Source organism: Actinomycetospora sp. (assembly GCF_036497245.1).
Lineage (GTDB): Bacteria > Actinomycetota > Actinomycetes > Mycobacteriales > Pseudonocardiaceae > Actinomycetospora.
In genome coordinates this window covers 1-17,093 of the sequence record NZ_DASXJS010000128.1, presented here as the reverse complement: position 1 = coordinate 17,093, position 17,093 = coordinate 1, and the positions used below count along the sequence as shown (strand labels likewise).

Genomic DNA, 17,093 nt, shown 5'->3' with positions numbered 1-17,093 from the left:
GCCTCGAGCGGACCGTGCGCCGCGACGGCGTCGTGCACCGCGTCGAGGACGTCCGGCCGGTTGTCCATCGCGTCCCCCAGCCACCGACTGGTGCGCTTGGCGTTGTCGGCCATGCGCCAGCGCAGCAACGGCCAGTCCTCGACCGGCACGAGGCTCGCCTCGTGGGCCCAGAACTCCACGAACGCGCGACGGCGGCGGTCGGCGCCCGTCAGGGGCCAGGCCAGCGCGTCGAGCACCTCCCGGTCGTACGCGCCGAGACGGGCGAACGGCGGCGCGTAGTGCGCCCGGACGGCGACGTTCACCGAGTCCAGCTGCAGCAGCCCCAGGCGGCGCACGAGCCGCTTGAGGGCACCGCGGTCCGGCGGCGTCGCCCGGGCGGGCGCGCCCAGCCCCTGCGCGGCGAGCGCCGCCCGCCGGGCCGCGGCCGCCGTCATCCGCTCCGGGGGCACCCCGTGATCTCCCACGCGCCGGATCGTGCCACCACCGTCCGACAGCCTCAGACGACCTCGGTCAGCGTGCCCGCGTCGACGTCGTAGACGAAGCCCCGGGCCGCGTCGGTGTGGCGCAGGAAGGGGCACCCGCGGACGGCGGCGAGCGAGTCGCGGACGTCCTGCTCGGTGTCGGCGAAGGCCCCGGGCGCCCAGGCCGGGCGCTGCCCGGCGACGGACTCGAGCTCGGCCACGAAGTCGTCGTCGGCGAAGGTGGCCATCCCGCACTTCGTGTGGTGCACGAGCACGATCTCGGTGGTCCCCAGCTTGCGCTGGCTGATCGTCAGCGAGCGCAGGACGTCGTCGGTGACGACGCCGCCCGCGTTGCGGATGACGTGCGCCTCGCCGTCGCCGAGACCGAGGACGCGGTAGACGTCGAGCCGGGCGTCCATGCAGGCGACCACGGCGACGTGGCGCGACGGCGGGCCGGGCAGGCCCCCGCCGGAGAACGACCGGGCGTAGGACTCGTTCGCGGCGACGAGTTCGTCGATGACGGACAACAGGGCTCCTCGCGATCGGGGGCAGCAGGGCGGATCGTCGGGCATCCACCGCCCAGGGTGGTCCGGATCGTGTCGGATGCCCGTCTCGATCACTGCCCACCGTGACGCGGACGACACCGTCCGTGCCACCCTCGCGCCATGGCGATCGCCCTCGTCCGCCCCGCCGTCCCCGACGACGCCCCCGCCGTCACCGTCGTGCAGCGCGAGGTGTGGACGACCGCCTGGGCGGACTTCCTGCCCGCCGGGATCACCGAGGGGTTCGACGACGAGGCGGTGAGCGCGGCCTGGGAGCGCGCGGCCGCCGGGCCCGGGCTCTGGGTGGCCACCGAGGGGTCCGAGGTCGTCGGGTTCTGTCTCGCCGGGCCCGCGCCGGAGGAGGACGTGGCGGACGCGGTGGGCGAGGTCCCCGACGACGCCGCTGCGGTGGGGCTGGTCGCGACGCTGCTCGTCGCGCCGCGGTGGGGACGGCGCGGGCACGGCGGCCGGCTGCTCGTGACCGCGGCGGAGGCGCTGGGCTCCGGCGGCGCCACGCGCGGGATCACCTGGGTGCCCGAGCGCGACGCCTCCTCGCGGGCGTTCTACGGCCGCGCCGGGTGGGACCCGGACGGGACGGTGCGCACCCTCGACGCGGGCGGGCGGCCGCTGCGCGAGGTGCGCCTCGGCGGGCCGCTGGACCTGGAGTTCGCCCCGGAGCCGAGCGCGGCGGATCTGGGCCTGCCGCTGCTCTGATCGGCGGCACCCCGCGACGAACGAACGACCCGTTCGTGGCTTCTATGTGCACGAACGAGTCGTTCGTTCGGGTGGGGAAGGCGGCCGGCGCCGGAGCCGACGAGCCCCGCCGACGGCCACCCTCGACCGCGTCAGTCGAGCTCGAGCACCGACTCCAGGCCCACCGTCAGACCGGGGCGCGAGGCCACCGAGCGGACGGCGAGCAGCACGCCGGGCATGAACGACGCGCGGTCGAGCGAGTCGTGCCGGATCACCAGCGTCTCCCCCGCCGTCCCGAGCATCACCTGCTGATGGGCGACGAGGCCGGTCATCCGGACCGCGTGCACGTGCACTCCGTCGACGACGGCGCCGCGGGCGTGGTCGGGATCGTGCGTCGTGGCGTCCGGGCTCGGCCCCACCCCGGCGGACGCACGGGACTCGGCGACCATCTGCGCGGTGCGAGTGGCCGTCCCCGACGGGGCGTCGGCCTTGTTCGGGTGGTGCATCTCGACGATCTCGACCGAGTCGAAGAACTTCGCCGCCTGCGCCGCGAACCGCATCGAGAGCACCGCGCCGATCCCGAAGTTCGGCACGATCATCACGCCGAGCTCGGGCTTGGGCTCGAGCCAGCCCCGGATCGTCCCCAGCATCTCGGGCGTGATGCCACTGGTCCCGACGACGCAGTGGATGTTCTGGTCGATGCAGAACCGGATGTTCTCGGCGACGGTCGAGGGGTGGGTGAAGTCGACCGCGACCTGGGTGTCGGCGTCGGCGAGCGAGAACAGCCAATCGCCCTCGTCCACCATGGCCACCAGGTCGAGATCCTCCGCGCCCTCGACGGCGCGGCACACCTCGGCACCCATGCGACCGCGAGCCCCGAGTACGCCGACCCGGACCGGTTCGTCGTCGATCAGCGGGTCCGCATCACTCACTGGGTCCAGCTCCGCTTCGCTCCGTGTCCCGTGCTCACTGGGTCCAGCTCCGCTTCGCTCCGTGTCCCGTGCTCATCCGGCCACCTCGCGCAGCTCGTCGGGGAGATCGTCGGCGTCAGCGTAGGGCCCGACCACGGCCGCGGTCACCGGCGTGGAGAACAGGTCCGCGGCCACGTCCGCGACGTCGGCCCGGCTCACCGCGTCGATGCGGGCGAGGCAGTCGGCGAGGTCCAGGGAACTGCCCCGGCCGTCGAGCTCCCGACGGCCCAGCCAGCTCATCCGGGACGAGGTGTCCTCGAGGCCGAGCACGTACTCACCGCGCAGCTGACCGCGGGCGCGGACGAGCTCGGCGTCGGTGACCCCGCCGCGGGCGAGATCGGCGAGCTGGGTCCGCAGCACGCCGGCCGCCGTGCCCAGCCGCTCCGGCGCGCAGCCGACGTACACCGAGAGCACGCCGAGGTCGGAGTAGCCGACGGTGGACGAGTACACCGCGTACGCCAGTCCGCGACGCTCGCGGACCTCCTGGAAGAGCCGCGAGCTGGTGCCGCCGCCGAGCACGGTGGACAGCACGAGCTGCGCCTCCCAGCGCGGGTCGTTGCGCCGGACGGAGGGCACGCCGAGCATCAGGTGGGCCTGCTCGGTGTCGTCCTCCCGGACGGCGAGGCGGTCGCCCGGGACCGGCGGCGACACGGCTCCGCCGGGCCGGGCCCACGAGCCCGCACCGGAGGAGAGCCGATCGCCGAACCCGGCGGTCACGGCGTCGAGCACCGCGGCGTGGGTGACGTTCCCGGCCACCGCGAGCACCGACCGCGACGGGACGTAGTGCGCGGCGTGGAACCGCGCAAGGACCTCGGGGGTCATCTCGGCGACCGACTCCTCCGAGCCCACCACCGGGCCGCCCAGGGGGTGGTCGCCGAGCAGGAGGCCGTCGAAGTCGTCCGCGAGCAGATCCTCCGGGTCGTCGTCCCGGCCCGCGATCTCGGAGAGCACGACGTCACGCTCGAGCGCGACGTCCTCGGCGGCCATCACGCCGTCGAGCACCACGTCGCACACGACGTCGACTGCGAGCGGCATGTCGCTGTCGAGCACATGCGCGTAGAAGCACGTGTGCTCCTTGGTGGTGAACGCGTTGAGGTCGCCGCCGACCGCGTCGATCTCCTCGGCGATCTGCCGCGCGGACCGGCGCCGGGTCCCCTTGAACAGCAGGTGCTCGAGGAAGTGCGCCGCGCCGCGCGAGGCCGGGTCGAAGCCCGGCTCGTCGCGGGAGCCGACGTCGACCCACAGGCCGACCGACGCCGAACGGGCCCCCGCCACGTGCTCGGTGACGACCCGCAGCCCCCCGGGCAGCACGGTGCGTGCCACCCCGGGGGCCGGGTGCTCGGTGTGGATGGACGAGCTCCGCTCCGCTGCGTCTCCGGTGACCGGGCGCGCCGTGGAGGTCAGGAGCTGCCTCCGCCGATGGCGCCGGTGATGGCACCCGAGGGGGCCTCGTCCGCCGCGGCGTCGGTCTCGGCGGCCTCGGGGGCCGACTCGCCGTCGCCCGAGGTGTCGGCGGCGTCGTCCTCCTTGACCGGGACGAGGCTGATCTTGCCGCGGTTGTCGATGTCGGTGATCTCGACGCGGAGCTTGTCGCCGACGTTCGCGACGTCCTCCACCTTCCCGATGCGCTTGCCACCGCCGAGCTTCGAGATGTGCACGAGGCCGTCGCGGCCCGGCACCAGCGAGACGAAGGCGCCGAACGCCGCGGTCTTGACCACGGTGCCCAGGTAGCGCTCGCCGATCTTCGGCATCTGCGGGTTGGCGATGGCGTTGATCATGTCGACCGCGGCCTGGGCGCTGGGCCCGTCCGCCGCACCGACGTAGATCGTGCCGTCGTCCTCGATGGAGATGTCGGCGCCGGTCTGCTCGGTGATCGAGTTGATCATCTTGCCCTTCGGGCCGATGACCTCGCCGATCTTGTCCGTCGGGACCTTCACCGTGGTGATGCGCGGCGCGTAGTCGCTCATCTCGTCGGGCTCGTCGATGGCCTCGGCCATGACGTCGAGGATCGCGAGACGGGCGCCCTTGGCCTGCGTGAGCGCCTTGCCCAGGACCTCGGAGGGGATCCCCTCGAGCTTGGTGTCCAGCTGCAGCGCCGTGACCAGATCCTTGGTGCCCGCGACCTTGAAGTCCATGTCGCCGAACGCGTCCTCGGCGCCGAGGATGTCCGTCAGCGCGACGAACGTCTCCTTGCCGTCGACCTCGCCGGAGACGAGGCCCATCGCGATGCCCGCGACCGGCGCCTTGAGCGGCACGCCGGCGTTGAACAGCGACATCGTCGAGGCACAGACCGACCCCATCGACGTCGAGCCGTTGGAGCTCAGGGCCTCCGAGACCTGCCGGATCGCGTAGGGGAACTCCTCGCGGGTGGGCAGCACCGGCACCAGCGCCCGCTCGGCGAGCGCACCGTGGCCGATCTCGCGGCGCTTGGGCGAGCCCACGCGGCCGGTCTCGCCGGTGGAGAACGGCGGGAAGTTGTAGTGGTGCATGTAGCGCTTGGTGGTCTCCGGGCCGAGCGAGTCGATGTTCTGCTCGAGACGGAGCATGTTCAGCGTGGTGACGCCGAGGATCTGGGTCTCGCCGCGCTCGAACAGCGCCGAGCCGTGCGCCCGCGGGATGACCTCGACCTCGGCGGCCAGCGGCCGGATGTCGGTGACGCCGCGGCCGTCGATGCGGAAGCCGTCGGAGAGGATCTTCTGGCGGACCGTGGACTTGGTCAGCGAGCGGAACGCCTCGCCGATCTCCTTCTCACGGCCCTCGAACTTCGGGCTCAGCTCGGTGACCAGGCGGTCCTTGAGGGCGTCCTGGGCGTCGTCGCGCTCGTGCTTGCCCGCGATGGTCAGCGTCCGGGCGAGCTCGTCGCCGGCCGTCGAGGTGACCGCGGAGAGCACGTCGGCCTGGTACGGCGGGAAGGTCGGGTAGTCCTTCGTGGTGACGCCGAGCGACGTGTAGAGGTTCTTCTGGGCCTCGCACAGGGTGCGCAGGAACGGCTTCGCCGCCTCCATGCCCTGGGCCACGACCTCCTCAGTCGGCGCCTGGGCGCCGCCGGCGACGAGCGCGAGGACCTTGTCGGTGGCCTCGGCCTCGACCATGGAGATCGCGACGTCGGACCCGTCGGAGGTGATCGAGCCCGCGATCACCATGTCGAACACGGCGTGCTCGAGCTGCTCCCAGGTCGGGAAGGCGACCCACTGGCTCCCCTGACCACCCTCCTGGCTGATGAGGGCCATGCGCGTGGCGCCCACCGGGCCGTCGAAGGGCAGCCCGGAGATCTGGGTGGAGGCCGACGCGGCGTTGATGGCCAGCACGTCGTAGGGGTCGTTCGGGTGCAGGCTCTGCACCGTGATGACGACCTGGACCTCGTTGCGCAGGTTCGACACGAAGGTCGGGCGCAGCGGACGGTCGATCAGCCGGCAGGTGAGGATCGCGTCGGTCGAGGGGCGGCCCTCGCGGCGGAAGAACGAGCCGGGGATGCGCCCGGCCGCGTACATCCGCTCCTCGACGTCGACGGTGAGCGGGAAGAAGTCGAAGTTGTCCTTCGGGCGCTTCGAGGCGGTCGTCGCCGAGAGGAGCATCGTCTCCTCGTCGAGATAGGCGACGACGGCGCCCGCGGCCTGGCGGGCGAGCCTGCCGGACTCGAAGCGGATGGTGCGGGTGCCGTGGGCACCGTTGTCGAGGACCGCGGTGGTCTCGTGGACGCCGGTCTCGGTGTCGACGGCGGCCGGGGAGGCGGAGTTCGCCATGGGTGGGGATTCCTCCTGGTCTGCTGACCGGGCGGAGCGGACGCTCCGGCCCGGCCTCGGGAGAGACCCCGCCGCCGCGTGCCCCCGCGAGTCGGGGGCCACCGCGGACGGCCGACGTGACCGGTCTTCGATCGAAGCCCCCGGTGTGCGGGCCGCCTTGCGCGGGCGCCGGGTCCGGGAGCCACTACCGAGGACCGGGTCGGATCGGTCGCCACCGGCTGATGCGGTGGCGGGGCTCGTCGTGATTCGGATGTGGGTCGTGAAACGAGATCGGGCCGCCCGCGTCGTCGACGCGGGCGGCCCGGGGAGTCAGCGGCGCAGGCCCAACCGCTCGATGAGCGACCGGTAGCGCGAGATGTCCACCGAGGCCACGTACTTCAGCAGCCGGCGGCGGCGTCCCACCAGCAGCAGCAGGCCGCGGCGGGAGTGGTGGTCGTGCTTGAGCATCTTCAGGTGCTCGGTGAGCTGGATGATCCGCTGCGTCAGCAGCGCCACCTGCGCCTCGGGCGAGCCCGTGTCGGTGGTGTGCACGCCGTAGTCGGCGAGGATCGACTTCTTCTGATCGGTGGTCAGGGCCACGTCGGTGGTGCTCCTCGGTGTTCGGGGATTCGTACCCGTCCGCGCGGCTCTCGGCCGCACGTCCGGTGCCGTGTGACGGTGCGTCGGGAACCCGGTGCGCCGCCTCGGCGCCCGCCCCGCGCGTCCGGCCGCCACGGACCGCAGCCGGATCGACAACCAGTCTACGCGGGGGGTCCGACGGTCCCGTCGCCACCCGCCCCGTCGCCCGGTCGGGCACCCCCGCCCACCAGCGGGAACTCGTCGACGACGCGGTACGGGGTCCCGCTCGCGACCAGCAGCACCTCCCCCGGGGCCCACGCGGGCCCCCGGTGCCCGGCGAGGGTCTCCGGGACGTCGCCGTCCCGGCCGCGGGCCACCGTCAGGTGGGCGACGTGCTCACCGGGATCGGTGCCGACCGCCCGCAGCAGCGCCTCCCACCCGGCGGGGTCCGCCACCCGCACCCCGAGCCACAGCGCCGTCCCGAAGACTCCCGCCCCCGTCGTGCGCAGCCTCGGCGCGGGCGCTCCGGCGAGGTCCCGCCGCAGCGCCGCGGCGGTGACCGCGGGATCGGCGTCGGCGAGGAACCGCAGCGTCACGTGCCTGCGCCCGGGCGCCACGGCGCGCCACCCGGTGCCCGTCAGCGCAGGCGGCAGCAGCGCGTCGATCGCCGCCGTCACGGCCGCGTCGGGCACGACGGCGACGAACAGGCGCACGACGGGACCGGGCCGTCTCAGCCCGTCAGGCCGAGCAGCCCGCGCGTCGTCGCCACGTCGCCGTCCATGGCGACGATGAGCTCGTCGATCGAGTCGAACCGGGCCATGCCGCGCACCCGCCCGACGAAGTCCACGGCGACCCGCTGCCCGTAGAAGTCCTCGGAGTGGTCGAGGACGAAGGCCTCGACGGTGCGGACCTGACCGGAGAACGTGGGGTTGGTGCCGACCGAGACCGCCGCTGGGAGGCGCTCCCCGTCCCGCACGAACCACCCCGCGTACACCCCGTCGGCCGGGATCGCGGCGTGCTCGGTCGCGGCGACGTTCGCCGTCGGGTAGCCGAGCTCACGGCCCCGCTGGTCGCCCCGGACGACGACACCCTCGACGCGGTGGGGACGTCCGAGCGCGTCCGCCGCGGCCTCCACGTCGCCCGCCGCGATCGAGCTCCGGATGTAGGTGGACGAGAACGTCACGGTGCGGCCCCGGTCGCCGTCGGCGACGAGGTCGAGCCCGATCGCCTCGAACCCGAAGCGCTGCCCCAGCCGCTCGAGCTCGTCGACGTCGCCCGCGGCCTTGTAGCCGTAGGTGAAGTTGCGCCCCACGACGACGGCCGAGGCGTGCAGCCGGTCGACCAGCAGCTCGTGGACGAACTCGTCCGGCGCGACGTGCGCGAAGTCCGTGGTGAACGGCAGGACCCAGAAGGCGTCGACGCCGAGCTCGGCGACCAGCTCGGCCCGCCGGGTCAGGGTCGTGAGCTGCGCCGGGTGCGAGCCGGGGCGCAGGACCTCGCTGGGATGCGGGTCGAACGTGATGAGCGTGGTCGGCACCCCGAGCTCGCGGGCCCGCTCCACCGCGAACCCGATGAGCTGCTGGTGGCCGCGGTGCACGCCGTCGAACACGCCGATGGTGACCACGCAGCGCCCCCAGCCCGGGGGGACGCCGTCACGACCGCGCCAGCGTTGCACTGCTCGGGCCTCCGGGAACGGGTCGACGTGGTCGGGTCTGCCGCCGCGGGCGGGGCGACGGCGGGTCGGGGGCCAGCGTACGGCCGTCCCGGCGGGCGGCCGCGCGCGACGGGGCACCCGTCACGGTCTCGACGCCGCCGCGGGCCCGCCCCTCAGGCTCGCGCCCGCCGGCGCGAGGGGCACGGCACGCATCTTTCCCGCGCCCACGACCTGCGCGACGTGCCCCTCGTCGCCGCGAGGTGCGGTCAGGCCACCACGAGAAGCACACCAGGCAGGCTCACCGCGCCCGCAACCTGTGCCATGTGCCCCTCGCGGCGGGAGGCGCGGCGGGGTGGGCGTCAGCCGGCCGGGGCCAGGACGAGTACCGGCCGCGCCCGGCCGTCGTCGTCGGCGACGAGCCCGATGACGTGCCCGTCCGGGCCGAAGACCGCGGTGGTCAGGTCCGTGCCGCCGCCGGGCAGCGGGCGGCCGTGGGCGAGGTCGTCGGCACCCGCGGCGTCGACGTCGCGGCGCGGGAAGGCGGTGGCGGTCGCCGCGTCGAGGTCCAGCGACAGGCTCGCCCGGCCCGCCTCACCGTCGGCCTCGGCCCCCAGGGTGGCCAGGTCCCGCGCATGGGCCAGGGTGAACGGCCCGACGCGGGTCCGACGCAGCGCGGTGAGGTGCCCGCCGACCCCGAGACCGCGGCCGAGGTCGCGGGCGAGGGCGCGCACGTAGGTCCCCGAGGTGCAGTCGACGACGACGTCGAGGTCGAGCGTCGCGCCCTCCCGGCGGGTGGCGAGGACGTCGAAGCGGGCCACGTGCACGGGCCGCGCCTCGAGGGTGACCTCCTCCCCCGCCCGGACCCGCTCGTAGGCCCGCTTCCCGTCTACCTTGATCGCGGAGACGGTGCTCGGGACCTGCGCGATGTCCCCGGTCAGGGCGGCGATGCCGTCCGCGACGGCGGCGTCGGTCACGGCCTCCGCGTCCGCCGTGCTGGTCGGCTCACCCTCGGCGTCGTCGGTGGAGGTCTCGACGCCGAGCCGGATCGTGGCGACGTAGGTCTTGGTGTCGAGCGCCAGGTGCCCGAGGAGCTTGGTGGCCCGCTCGACGCCCAGGACGAGGACGCCGGTCGCCATCGGGTCGAGCGTGCCGGCGTGCCCGACCTTGCGGGTGCCGACGAGCCCGCGGACCTTGCCCACGACGTCGTGGGAGGTCCATCCGGCCGGCTTGTCGACCACGAGCAGGCCGGGCGGCGGGGGCTCGCGGCGGGGTCGGCCGGACGATCGCGCGTTCATCGCCGGGCATCATGCCCGAGGTGGGCTCCGCCCCGTTCACGAGGCGAAGCCACCTGGTCGAAGGAGATCGAGATCGCGGGGACCCGCCGGGGCGCCGGGACCTCGTCCGGCCCGTGGACCCAGACCGGCAGGGCGGCCAGCCAGGTCGGCCCGGTGTGGTGCTCCCAGGGCACGGCGAGCCAGCCCGCCGTGGTGGCCGACGCCGGGTCCCCGGTCCACACCAGCACGACGTGCCGCAGCCCGACCCGCGCGTCCTCGGGGGACTCCCGCGGCGGCAGCCCGAATCCGTCGAACCAGAGCTGACCCGTGCGGTCGTCCGGGGACGGGACGTAGTCGAGCCCGTTGGCGACCGCCGCGGCCCCGCGGATCTCGCCGACCCAGCGCAGCGTCGCGAAGTCCGGGCGGCTCCCCGACCCGTCCGGCGCCTTCATCAGGTGCAGCACCACACCGTCGTGCGCGACGGCCACGGAGTTCCACGGGGCGCCGACGAGCACGCCCCGCGGCTCCCACTGCGGTGCGGCGCGCAGCAGCACGGTGCGCAGGTTCTCCGACGAGGTGATCCCGAGCGTCACCGGTGTGTCACCGGCGACCTCGGGATCGTGCCGGGCGACGTTGCGCTCCCACACCTGCGCGACGGCGTCCTCCAGCAGCGCGAGGACCCCGACCGCACTCCACCGGTCCCGCACCCCGCGCAGCCACGCGAGGGCCGGACCGTCCCCACCACCGTCGCCGCCGTCCCACGTCCCGCTCACGGTCGGGATCAGAGCACGGACCCCCGACAGCGTGGCCCCGGGCGGGACGGCCCGGGCCGGATCAGGTCTTGGGGCCGCCGGCGACGTAGATGACCTGGCCGGAGACGAACCCGGCCGCCTCGCCGGCGAAGAACGCGACCATGTTGGCGATGTCGTCGGGCTGCCCCGCGCGCTGCACCGGGATCTCCTTGGCCCGCATGGCCACGAACTCGTCCCAGTCCTGCCCGAGCCGCTCCGCGGTCGCCTTGGTCATCTCCGAGGCGATGAACCCGGGCGCCACGCAGTTCGCGGTGATCCCGAACCGGCCCAGCTCGATCGCCAGCGTCTTGGTGAAGCCCTGCAGGCCCGCCTTGGCCGCCGAGTAGTTCACCTGCCCGCGGTTGCCCAGCGCCGAGGTCGAGGACAGGTTCACGATGCGGCCCCACTGCGCGGCGACCATGTGGCCCTGGCAGGCCTTGGTCATCAGGAACGAGCCGCGCAGGTGCACGCCCATCACCGAGTCCCAGTCGTTCTCGGTCATCTTGAACAGCAGGTTGTCGCGGGTGATCCCGGCGTTGTTGACCAGCACCGTCGGCGGGCCCAGCTCGGCGACGACCCGCTCCACCGCGGCGTCGACCGCCGCGGCGTCGGCCACGTCGGCGCCGACCGCGATCGCCCGGCCACCGGCCTGGGTGATCGCGTCGGCGGTGCCCTTGGCCGCGCTCTCCTCGAGGTCGATGACGGCGACGGCCATCCCGTCGGCGGCCAGGCGCGACGCGGTGGCGGCGCCGAGCCCGCGGGCGGCACCCGTGACGACGGCGACGCGGGAACTGGGAGCGGTCATGGTCTGCGAGACCTCCTGGTCCGAAAGTGATCCTCCGCGGCATCCTGCCCCGGGCTCGCGCCGGAGACTCAGATGCCCCCGGGCACCATCCAACGATCGCCGCGCGCCCGCACGCCGACACCGATCGCGCGACCCAGCATGAACAGCGACAATCCGGCCCACACCCCGGCCAGGCCCCACCCGAACACCAGTGACAGCCAGATCATCGGCAGGAAGCCCACGACGGCGGATCCGAGGGTCAGGCGCCGCAGGAAGGCGGCGTCGGCGGCCCCGAGGAGCACCCCGTCCAGGGCGAACACGAACCCGGCGACCGGCTGCAGGGCCACGAAGAACCACCACGCGTCCGGGATGGTCGCGAGCACCGTCGGGTCTGAGGTGAACACCCGGGGCAGCGCCCCGGCGAGTGCGGCGAACACCACACCCGCGACGACGCCGAGGACGAGCCCGTAGCGCGTCACGCGGCCGGTGACCGTCCGCGCCGCCGGCGGCGACGACGCACCCAGCGCGGCCCCGACGAGCTGCTGGGCGGCGATCGCGAGGGAGTCGAGCACCGTCGACATGAACACCCACAGCTGCAGGACGACCTGGTGCGCGGCGACCGACGCCGCCCCGAACCGCGCGGTGACCGCGGTCGCCGAGAGGAAGCACGCCTGGAACGCCAGGCTGCGCAGCAGGAGATCGCGCCCGAGGCCGAGCTGGGCCCGCAGGTCGGCGGGCACCGGACGCAGCGGCACCCGGAGCGCCACGGCCTCGCGCACCAGGGCCGCGCCGAAGAGCAGCAGCACCACGGTCTGCGCGCCGACGTTGGCGATCGCCGACCCCTCGAGGCCCAGTCCCGCCCACGAGCCCGCCCCGTGCACGAGGAAGGGGCACACCAGCGCGGAGGCCCCGTTGCCGGCGAGCACGACGACGACCGGCGCCCGGGTCGACTGCACGCCGCGCATCCAGCCGTTGCCGGCCATCGCGACGAGGATCCCCGGTGCGCCGCACAGCGCGATCCGCATCCAGGAGACGGCCTGGTCCGCCAGCGGCCCGCCGTCGCCGAGCACCTCGGCGACCGGCCGCGCGATCAGCTGGCCCACGACGACGACGGCGAGCCCGGCGAGCAGCGCGAGCCAGGTCGCGGCGACGCCCTCGGCGATCGCGCGGTCCCGGTGGCCGGCGCCGAACGCGCGGGCGGCCCGGGCCGTCGTCCCGTAGGCGAGGAAGGTGCCCAGCGAGGACACCTGGGCGAGCACCACCGCGCCGACCGCGAGCGCACCGAGCGACAGCGCCCCGAGCCGCCCGACGACGGCGGTGTCGACCAGCAGGTAGAGCGGCTCGGCGACGAGGACGACGAGGGCCGCCGCAGACAGCGACAGGACCCGGACGGGGCCGGCGTCGAGGACGTCCCCCATGCTCACGGCAGCGGGGCCGCCGGTATCGCGACGGCCCCGTCGATCCCGACCGCCCGGGGACTCACCGCGCCGGGTCGCCGAGGGCGGCCTCGTCCCGGGGTCGGGCACCGGCCGCGTCCACGGCGACGCCGTCCCCGGAGAGGTCCTCGTCGAGGTCGTCGTCGTCGAGATCGTCGTCCTCCCGCGGCTTGCGGTAGGGGTCGGCCTCGCCGGCGTAGTCCGCCCCGACGGCGTGCGACGCCACCTCGGCGTCGGCGGCCCGGGCCCCGGCGAGGAGCTCCTCCATGCGCGCCGCACCCTCGGGCACGGCGTCCGGGACGAAGTCGATCGACGGGGTGTGGCGGACTCCGGTCTGGCGGCCGACGGCGGTGCGGACGACGCCCTTGGCGCTGTCGAGCGCGATGGCGCTCGCCTGCCGGGCGTTGTCGTCGCCGTAGACGGTATAGTAGACCGTCGCCTCCCGCAGGTCTGCGGTGAGCCGGGCGTCGGTGATGGTGACCATCGCCAGGCGCGGGTCCTTCACCTCGTGCTCCAGCGTCGAGGCGACGATCTGGATGATGCGCTTGGCGAGCCGTCGGGCCCGCGGTGCCTCGGTCATCTCCGGCGGCCTTCCTCCTGCCCACCGGCGCTCGCCGGCGAGGGTCGTCAGTCGTCGTGCGGGCCCAGCCATCGGGTCCGCGCGGAGAGCACCTGGAACTCGGGGTGTGAGCTGACCAGGCGCTCGCAGTGGTCGAGCACGTCGGTGACGTGCCCGGCATCCGCGGCCACCACCGCCACGCCGATCAGGGCGCGGCGGTGGAGGTCGAGATGTCCGGCCTCGGAGACCGAGACCGCGTACTTCCGCTGGATCTCGGCGACGACCGGGCGCACCACGGAGCGCTTCTCCTTGATGCTCCCGACGTCGCCGAGCAGCAGGTCGAGCTCGAGGGCGCCGACGTACACGTCAGCGCCCCCGGACCCGGATCGGGACCGTCACTCGCGCGGCTTCTCCCGCATCTCGTAGGTCATGATCTTGTCGTCGGTCTTGACGTCGTTGAACGACCCGAGCGTGAGACCACACTCATAGCCGTCGCGGACCTCGGTGGCGTCGTCCTTGAACCGCTTCAGGGACGAGATCGTCAGGCTCTCGGCGACCACCGCACCGTCGCGGACCAGCCGGGCCTTGGCGTTGCGCCGGATGATCCCCTCGGTGACCAGGCAACCGGCGATCGCACCGACCTTGGAGGAGCGGAAGACCTCGCGCACCTCCGCGGTGCCGAGCTCGACCTCCTCGTAGATCGGCTTGAGCATGCCCTTGAGGGCCTGCTCGATCTCGTCGATCGCGGCGTAGATGACCGAGTAGTAGCGGATGTCGATGCCCTCGCGGTTGGCCAGCTCGGTGGCCTTGCCCTCCGCGCGGACGTTGAAGCCCATGACGATGACGTTGGACGCGATCGCGAGGTTGATGTCTCCCTCGGTGATCGCACCGACGCCACGGTGCAGCACGCGCAGCTGCACCTCCTCGCCCACGTCGATCTTCGTGAGTGCGTCCTCGAGGGCCTCGACGGTACCCGAGTTGTCACCCTTGATGATCAGGTTGAGCTCGTTGGTCTCCTTCAGCGCGGCATCGAGATCCTCGAGCGAGATGCGCTTGCGGCGGCTGGCGAGCTCGGCGTTGCGCTCGCGGGCGCGGCGCCGGTCGGCGATCTGGCGGGCCACCCGGTCCTCGTCGACGACGAGGAAGGTGTCGCCCGCGCCGGGCACCGACGTGAAGCCGATGACCTGCACCGGGCGGGAGGGCAGCGCCTCCTTCACGTCCTCGCCGAACTCGTCGAGCATCCGTCGGACACGGCCCGAGGCGTCGCCCGCGACCACCGAGTCGCCGACGCGCAGCGTGCCGCGCTGGACCAGGACCGTCGCCACGGGACCGCGGCCGCGGTCGAGGTGAGCCTCGATCGCGACGCCCTGGGCCTCCATGTCGGGGTTGGCCCGCAGGTCCAGGGACGCGTCCGCGGTGAGCAGGACGGCATCGAGCAGCCCGTTGATGTTGATGTTCTCGCGCGCCGAGATGTCGACGAACATCGTGTCGCCACCGAACTCCTCGGCGACGAGGTTGTACTCGGTGAGCTGCTGACGGATCTTGGAGGGGTTCGCCCCCTCCTTGTCGATCTTGTTCACCGCGACCACGATCGGCACGTCGGCCGCCTGGGCGTGGTTGATCGCCTCCACCGTCTGGGGCATGACGCCGTCGTCGGCCGCGACCACGATCACCGCGATGTCCGTGGACTTCGCGCCTCGGGCACGCATGGCGGTGAACGCCTCGTGACCCGGGGTGTCGATGAAGGTGATCTGCCGCTCGACACCCTCGAGCTCGGTGTCGACCTGGTAGGCGCCGATGTGCTGCGTGATGCCACCGGCCTCGCCCTCGGCGACCTTCGTCTTCCGGATGGTGTCCAGAAGACGCGTCTTGCCGTGGTCGACGTGACCCATGATCGTGACGACCGGCGGGCGCGCCTCGAGGTCCTCGTCGTCGCCGTCGTCGGAGCCGTAGGTGAGCGAGAACGACTCCAGCAGCTCGCGGTCCTCCTCCTCGGGGGACACGACCTGCACGTCGTAGTTCATCTCCCCGCCGAGCAGCTCGAGGATGTCGTCGGACACCGACTGGGTGGCCGTGACCATCTCGCCCAGGTGGAAGAGCACCTGGACCAGCGATGCCGGGTTCGCGTCGATCTTCTCCGCGAAGTCGGTCAGCGACGCGCCGCGGGGCAGCCGGACGGTCTCGCCCCTGCCCTTGGGCAGACGGACACCGCCGACCGACGGCGCCTGCATGTTGTCGAATTCCTGACGCTTCTGGCGCTTCGACTTGCGACCGCGACGCGCCGGGCCGCCGGGACGCCCGAAGGCACCCGCGGCACCGCCGCCACGGCCGCGGCCACCGCCGCCACCGGGACGCCCGCGGAAACCGCCGGCCGGGGCGCCACCGCCACCGCCGCCGGGTCCACCGCCGCCACCAGGACGGAAGCCACCGCCACCGCCACCGGGACGGCCGCCGCCACCGGGGCCGCCGGGACGGCCACCGGGACCGCCGGGACCACGGCCACCGCCGGGTCCACCGCGACCGGGAGGACCGGCCGGGCGGGCAGGCATCATGCCGGGGTTCGGGCGCGGGGGCATGCCACCCGGGCTCGGGGCGCCGCCCGTGCCGCCGGGACGCGGCGGCCGGTCGTTCGCGGCCGGACGCTCGCCGTCACGCGGCGGGCGGGGCGCAGGGGCCTCGCCGTCACGCGGCGGACGGGGCGGACGCTCGCCACCGGGGGTGCCGCCGCCACCGGCGGGGCGCTGGCCCTGCGGACGGGGCGGGGCGCCGGAACCGACGCCGAAGGGGTTGTTGCCGACGCGCGGCGTCTTCGGCCCCGGCTTGGGGGCCTGGGACCGCGGCGCGACGGTGCTGCCGTCGGCCGACGCTGCCGCCGGACGCTCGTCCTGACCACCCTGGCCCGGACGGCCCTGGCCGGGACGGCCGCCGCCCTGGCGCTGATCGCCGCCGCGCTCGCCGCCGGGACGCTGGGCGCCCGGCTTCGGGATGCCGCGGGGCTGCTGGCGGTCGGGACGCTCGGCGTCGCTCGGGCGCGGGCCGGAACGGCCCTCGTCGCGCGACTGTCCCTGGCCCTGGGCCGGGGACGACGGGCGCTCGGCGTCGGGACGCGGCGCCGCCGGGGCCTCCGGAGCGTCCGCGGGGGACGCCGAGGCCGCGGGGGCCTCCGGAGCCGCGGGAGTCTCCGCGGCCGCGGGGGCCTCCGGAGCCGCGGGCGCGGCCGGGGCCGCGGGACCGGGCTTGGGCCCACCGGGACGCGGGCCGGGCGCCGGCGCGGAACCGCCGGATGCCGGGGCACCGCCGTTGCCGGAGCCGCCGGGACGCGCACCGGGACGGGTCTTGCGGGCGCCGCCCGCTCCGTTACCGCCGCCGTTCATGGAGTCGCGCAGCTTGCGCGCGACGGGGGCCTCCACGGTCGAGGACGCCGACTTGACGAACTCCCCGAGGGATTCCAACTGGGTGAGTACCTGCTTGCTGGTGACGCCGAGCTCCTTCGCGAGCTCGTGCACCCGGGCCTTGCCTGCCACTGATCTCCTCATTCTCGAGGTCGGCGGCGTGCCCGCGACCTCGTGTCCTACGCCTGCGCGCTCATCGCGAGTGCTTCACGGCTGGCTCATCGGGGGTCGACCT

At 74.2% G+C, this 17,093-nt stretch carries 16 protein-coding genes; 1 reads left to right on the top strand and 15 read right to left on the bottom strand.

Annotated features, from left to right (window positions below):
- Nucleotides 1–464 (bottom strand): DNA glycosylase AlkZ-like family protein (locus VGI02_RS13200; RefSeq protein WP_414638254.1); only part of this gene is annotated, 464 nt, incomplete at its 3' end.
- A gap of 32 nt (nucleotides 465–496) precedes the next feature.
- Entirely contained in the window at nucleotides 497–988 is a 492-nt protein-coding gene (locus VGI02_RS13195; protein ID WP_331627842.1) for a beta-class carbonic anhydrase, read from the bottom strand.
- Nucleotides 989–1,126: 138 nt separating this feature from the next.
- Between VGI02_RS13195 and VGI02_RS13190 the strand changes: the two genes are divergently transcribed.
- Nucleotides 1,127–1,717 carry a GNAT family N-acetyltransferase gene (locus tag VGI02_RS13190; RefSeq protein WP_331627841.1) on the top strand — a complete coding sequence of 197 codons (591 nt, stop codon included), beginning with the start codon at nucleotides 1,127–1,129 and terminating at the stop codon, nucleotides 1,715–1,717.
- 131 nt (nucleotides 1,718–1,848) lie between these two features.
- Here the strand turns inward: VGI02_RS13190 and dapB are convergent, their stop codons facing one another.
- The 13 genes from dapB to infB form a co-directional block, all read right to left on the bottom strand.
- Nucleotides 1,849–2,628, bottom strand: a complete 780-nt coding sequence (gene dapB / locus VGI02_RS13185) for a 4-hydroxy-tetrahydrodipicolinate reductase (protein WP_331627840.1) — start codon at nucleotides 2,626–2,628, stop codon at nucleotides 1,849–1,851.
- A 72-nt stretch (nucleotides 2,629–2,700) separates the two neighbouring features.
- Complete coding sequence (locus VGI02_RS13180; RefSeq protein WP_414638255.1) at nucleotides 2,701–4,017, bottom strand: M16 family metallopeptidase; 1,317 nt, start codon at nucleotides 4,015–4,017, stop codon at nucleotides 2,701–2,703.
- A gap of 50 nt (nucleotides 4,018–4,067) precedes the next feature.
- On the bottom strand, nucleotides 4,068–6,410 hold the full coding sequence (locus VGI02_RS13175) for a polyribonucleotide nucleotidyltransferase (RefSeq protein ID WP_331627838.1): 2,343 nt from the start codon (nucleotides 6,408–6,410) through the stop codon (nucleotides 4,068–4,070).
- A 309-nt stretch (nucleotides 6,411–6,719) separates the two neighbouring features.
- Complete coding sequence (rpsO, locus tag VGI02_RS13170) at nucleotides 6,720–6,989, bottom strand: 30S ribosomal protein S15 (RefSeq protein WP_331627837.1); 270 nt, start codon at nucleotides 6,987–6,989, stop codon at nucleotides 6,720–6,722.
- Nucleotides 6,990–7,150: 161 nt separating this feature from the next.
- Nucleotides 7,151–7,681 (bottom strand): 2'-5' RNA ligase family protein, encoded by a 531-nt coding sequence (locus VGI02_RS13165; protein ID WP_331627836.1) that lies wholly within the window; start codon nucleotides 7,679–7,681, stop codon nucleotides 7,151–7,153.
- 17 nt (nucleotides 7,682–7,698) lie between these two features.
- Nucleotides 7,699–8,643, bottom strand: a complete 945-nt coding sequence (locus tag VGI02_RS13160) for a bifunctional riboflavin kinase/FAD synthetase (RefSeq protein WP_331627835.1) — start codon at nucleotides 8,641–8,643, stop codon at nucleotides 7,699–7,701.
- Nucleotides 8,644–8,981: 338 nt separating this feature from the next.
- The gene (gene truB, locus VGI02_RS13155) at nucleotides 8,982–9,917 is read right to left on the bottom strand and encodes a tRNA pseudouridine(55) synthase TruB (RefSeq protein ID WP_331627834.1); all 936 of its coding nucleotides are present in this window, start codon (nucleotides 9,915–9,917) and stop codon (nucleotides 8,982–8,984) included.
- Complete coding sequence (locus tag VGI02_RS13150; RefSeq protein WP_331627833.1) at nucleotides 9,914–10,669, bottom strand: hypothetical protein; 756 nt, start codon at nucleotides 10,667–10,669, stop codon at nucleotides 9,914–9,916. Before VGI02_RS13150 ends, truB begins: the two co-directional genes overlap by 4 nt.
- Before the next feature lie 61 nt (nucleotides 10,670–10,730).
- Nucleotides 10,731–11,492 (bottom strand): 3-oxoacyl-ACP reductase FabG, encoded by a 762-nt coding sequence (gene fabG / locus VGI02_RS13145; RefSeq protein ID WP_331627832.1) that lies wholly within the window; start codon nucleotides 11,490–11,492, stop codon nucleotides 10,731–10,733.
- A gap of 68 nt (nucleotides 11,493–11,560) precedes the next feature.
- The gene (locus tag VGI02_RS13140; RefSeq protein ID WP_331627843.1) at nucleotides 11,561–12,889 is read right to left on the bottom strand and encodes an MATE family efflux transporter; all 1,329 of its coding nucleotides are present in this window, start codon (nucleotides 12,887–12,889) and stop codon (nucleotides 11,561–11,563) included.
- A 61-nt stretch (nucleotides 12,890–12,950) separates the two neighbouring features.
- The gene (gene rbfA, locus VGI02_RS13135; RefSeq protein WP_331627831.1) at nucleotides 12,951–13,487 is read right to left on the bottom strand and encodes a 30S ribosome-binding factor RbfA; all 537 of its coding nucleotides are present in this window, start codon (nucleotides 13,485–13,487) and stop codon (nucleotides 12,951–12,953) included.
- 47 nt (nucleotides 13,488–13,534) lie between these two features.
- Nucleotides 13,535–13,831 (bottom strand): DUF503 domain-containing protein, encoded by a 297-nt coding sequence (locus VGI02_RS13130; protein ID WP_331627829.1) that lies wholly within the window; start codon nucleotides 13,829–13,831, stop codon nucleotides 13,535–13,537.
- Between the two features lie 30 nt (nucleotides 13,832–13,861).
- Entirely contained in the window at nucleotides 13,862–16,990 is a 3,129-nt protein-coding gene (gene infB / locus VGI02_RS13125) for a translation initiation factor IF-2 (protein ID WP_331627828.1), read from the bottom strand.
- Nucleotides 16,991–17,093 lie beyond the last annotated feature (103 nt).

What these genes read in the sequence shown, in the direction of transcription:
- truB (WP_331627834.1), bottom strand. Translation starts at nt 9,917, where the DNA reads ATGAACGCGCGATCGTCCGGCCGACCCCGCCGCGAGCCCCCGCCGCCC.
- fabG (WP_331627832.1), bottom strand. Translation starts at nt 11,492, where the DNA reads ATGACCGCTCCCAGTTCCCGCGTCGCCGTCGTCACGGGTGCCGCCCGC.
- VGI02_RS13175 (WP_331627838.1), bottom strand. Translation starts at nt 6,410, where the DNA reads ATGGCGAACTCCGCCTCCCCGGCCGCCGTCGACACCGAGACCGGCGTC.
- VGI02_RS13140 (WP_331627843.1), bottom strand. Translation starts at nt 12,889, where the DNA reads ATGGGGGACGTCCTCGACGCCGGCCCCGTCCGGGTCCTGTCGCTGTCT.
- rbfA (WP_331627831.1), bottom strand. Translation starts at nt 13,487, where the DNA reads ATGACCGAGGCACCGCGGGCCCGACGGCTCGCCAAGCGCATCATCCAG.
- VGI02_RS13190 (WP_331627841.1), top strand. Translation starts at nt 1,127, where the DNA reads ATGGCGATCGCCCTCGTCCGCCCCGCCGTCCCCGACGACGCCCCCGCC.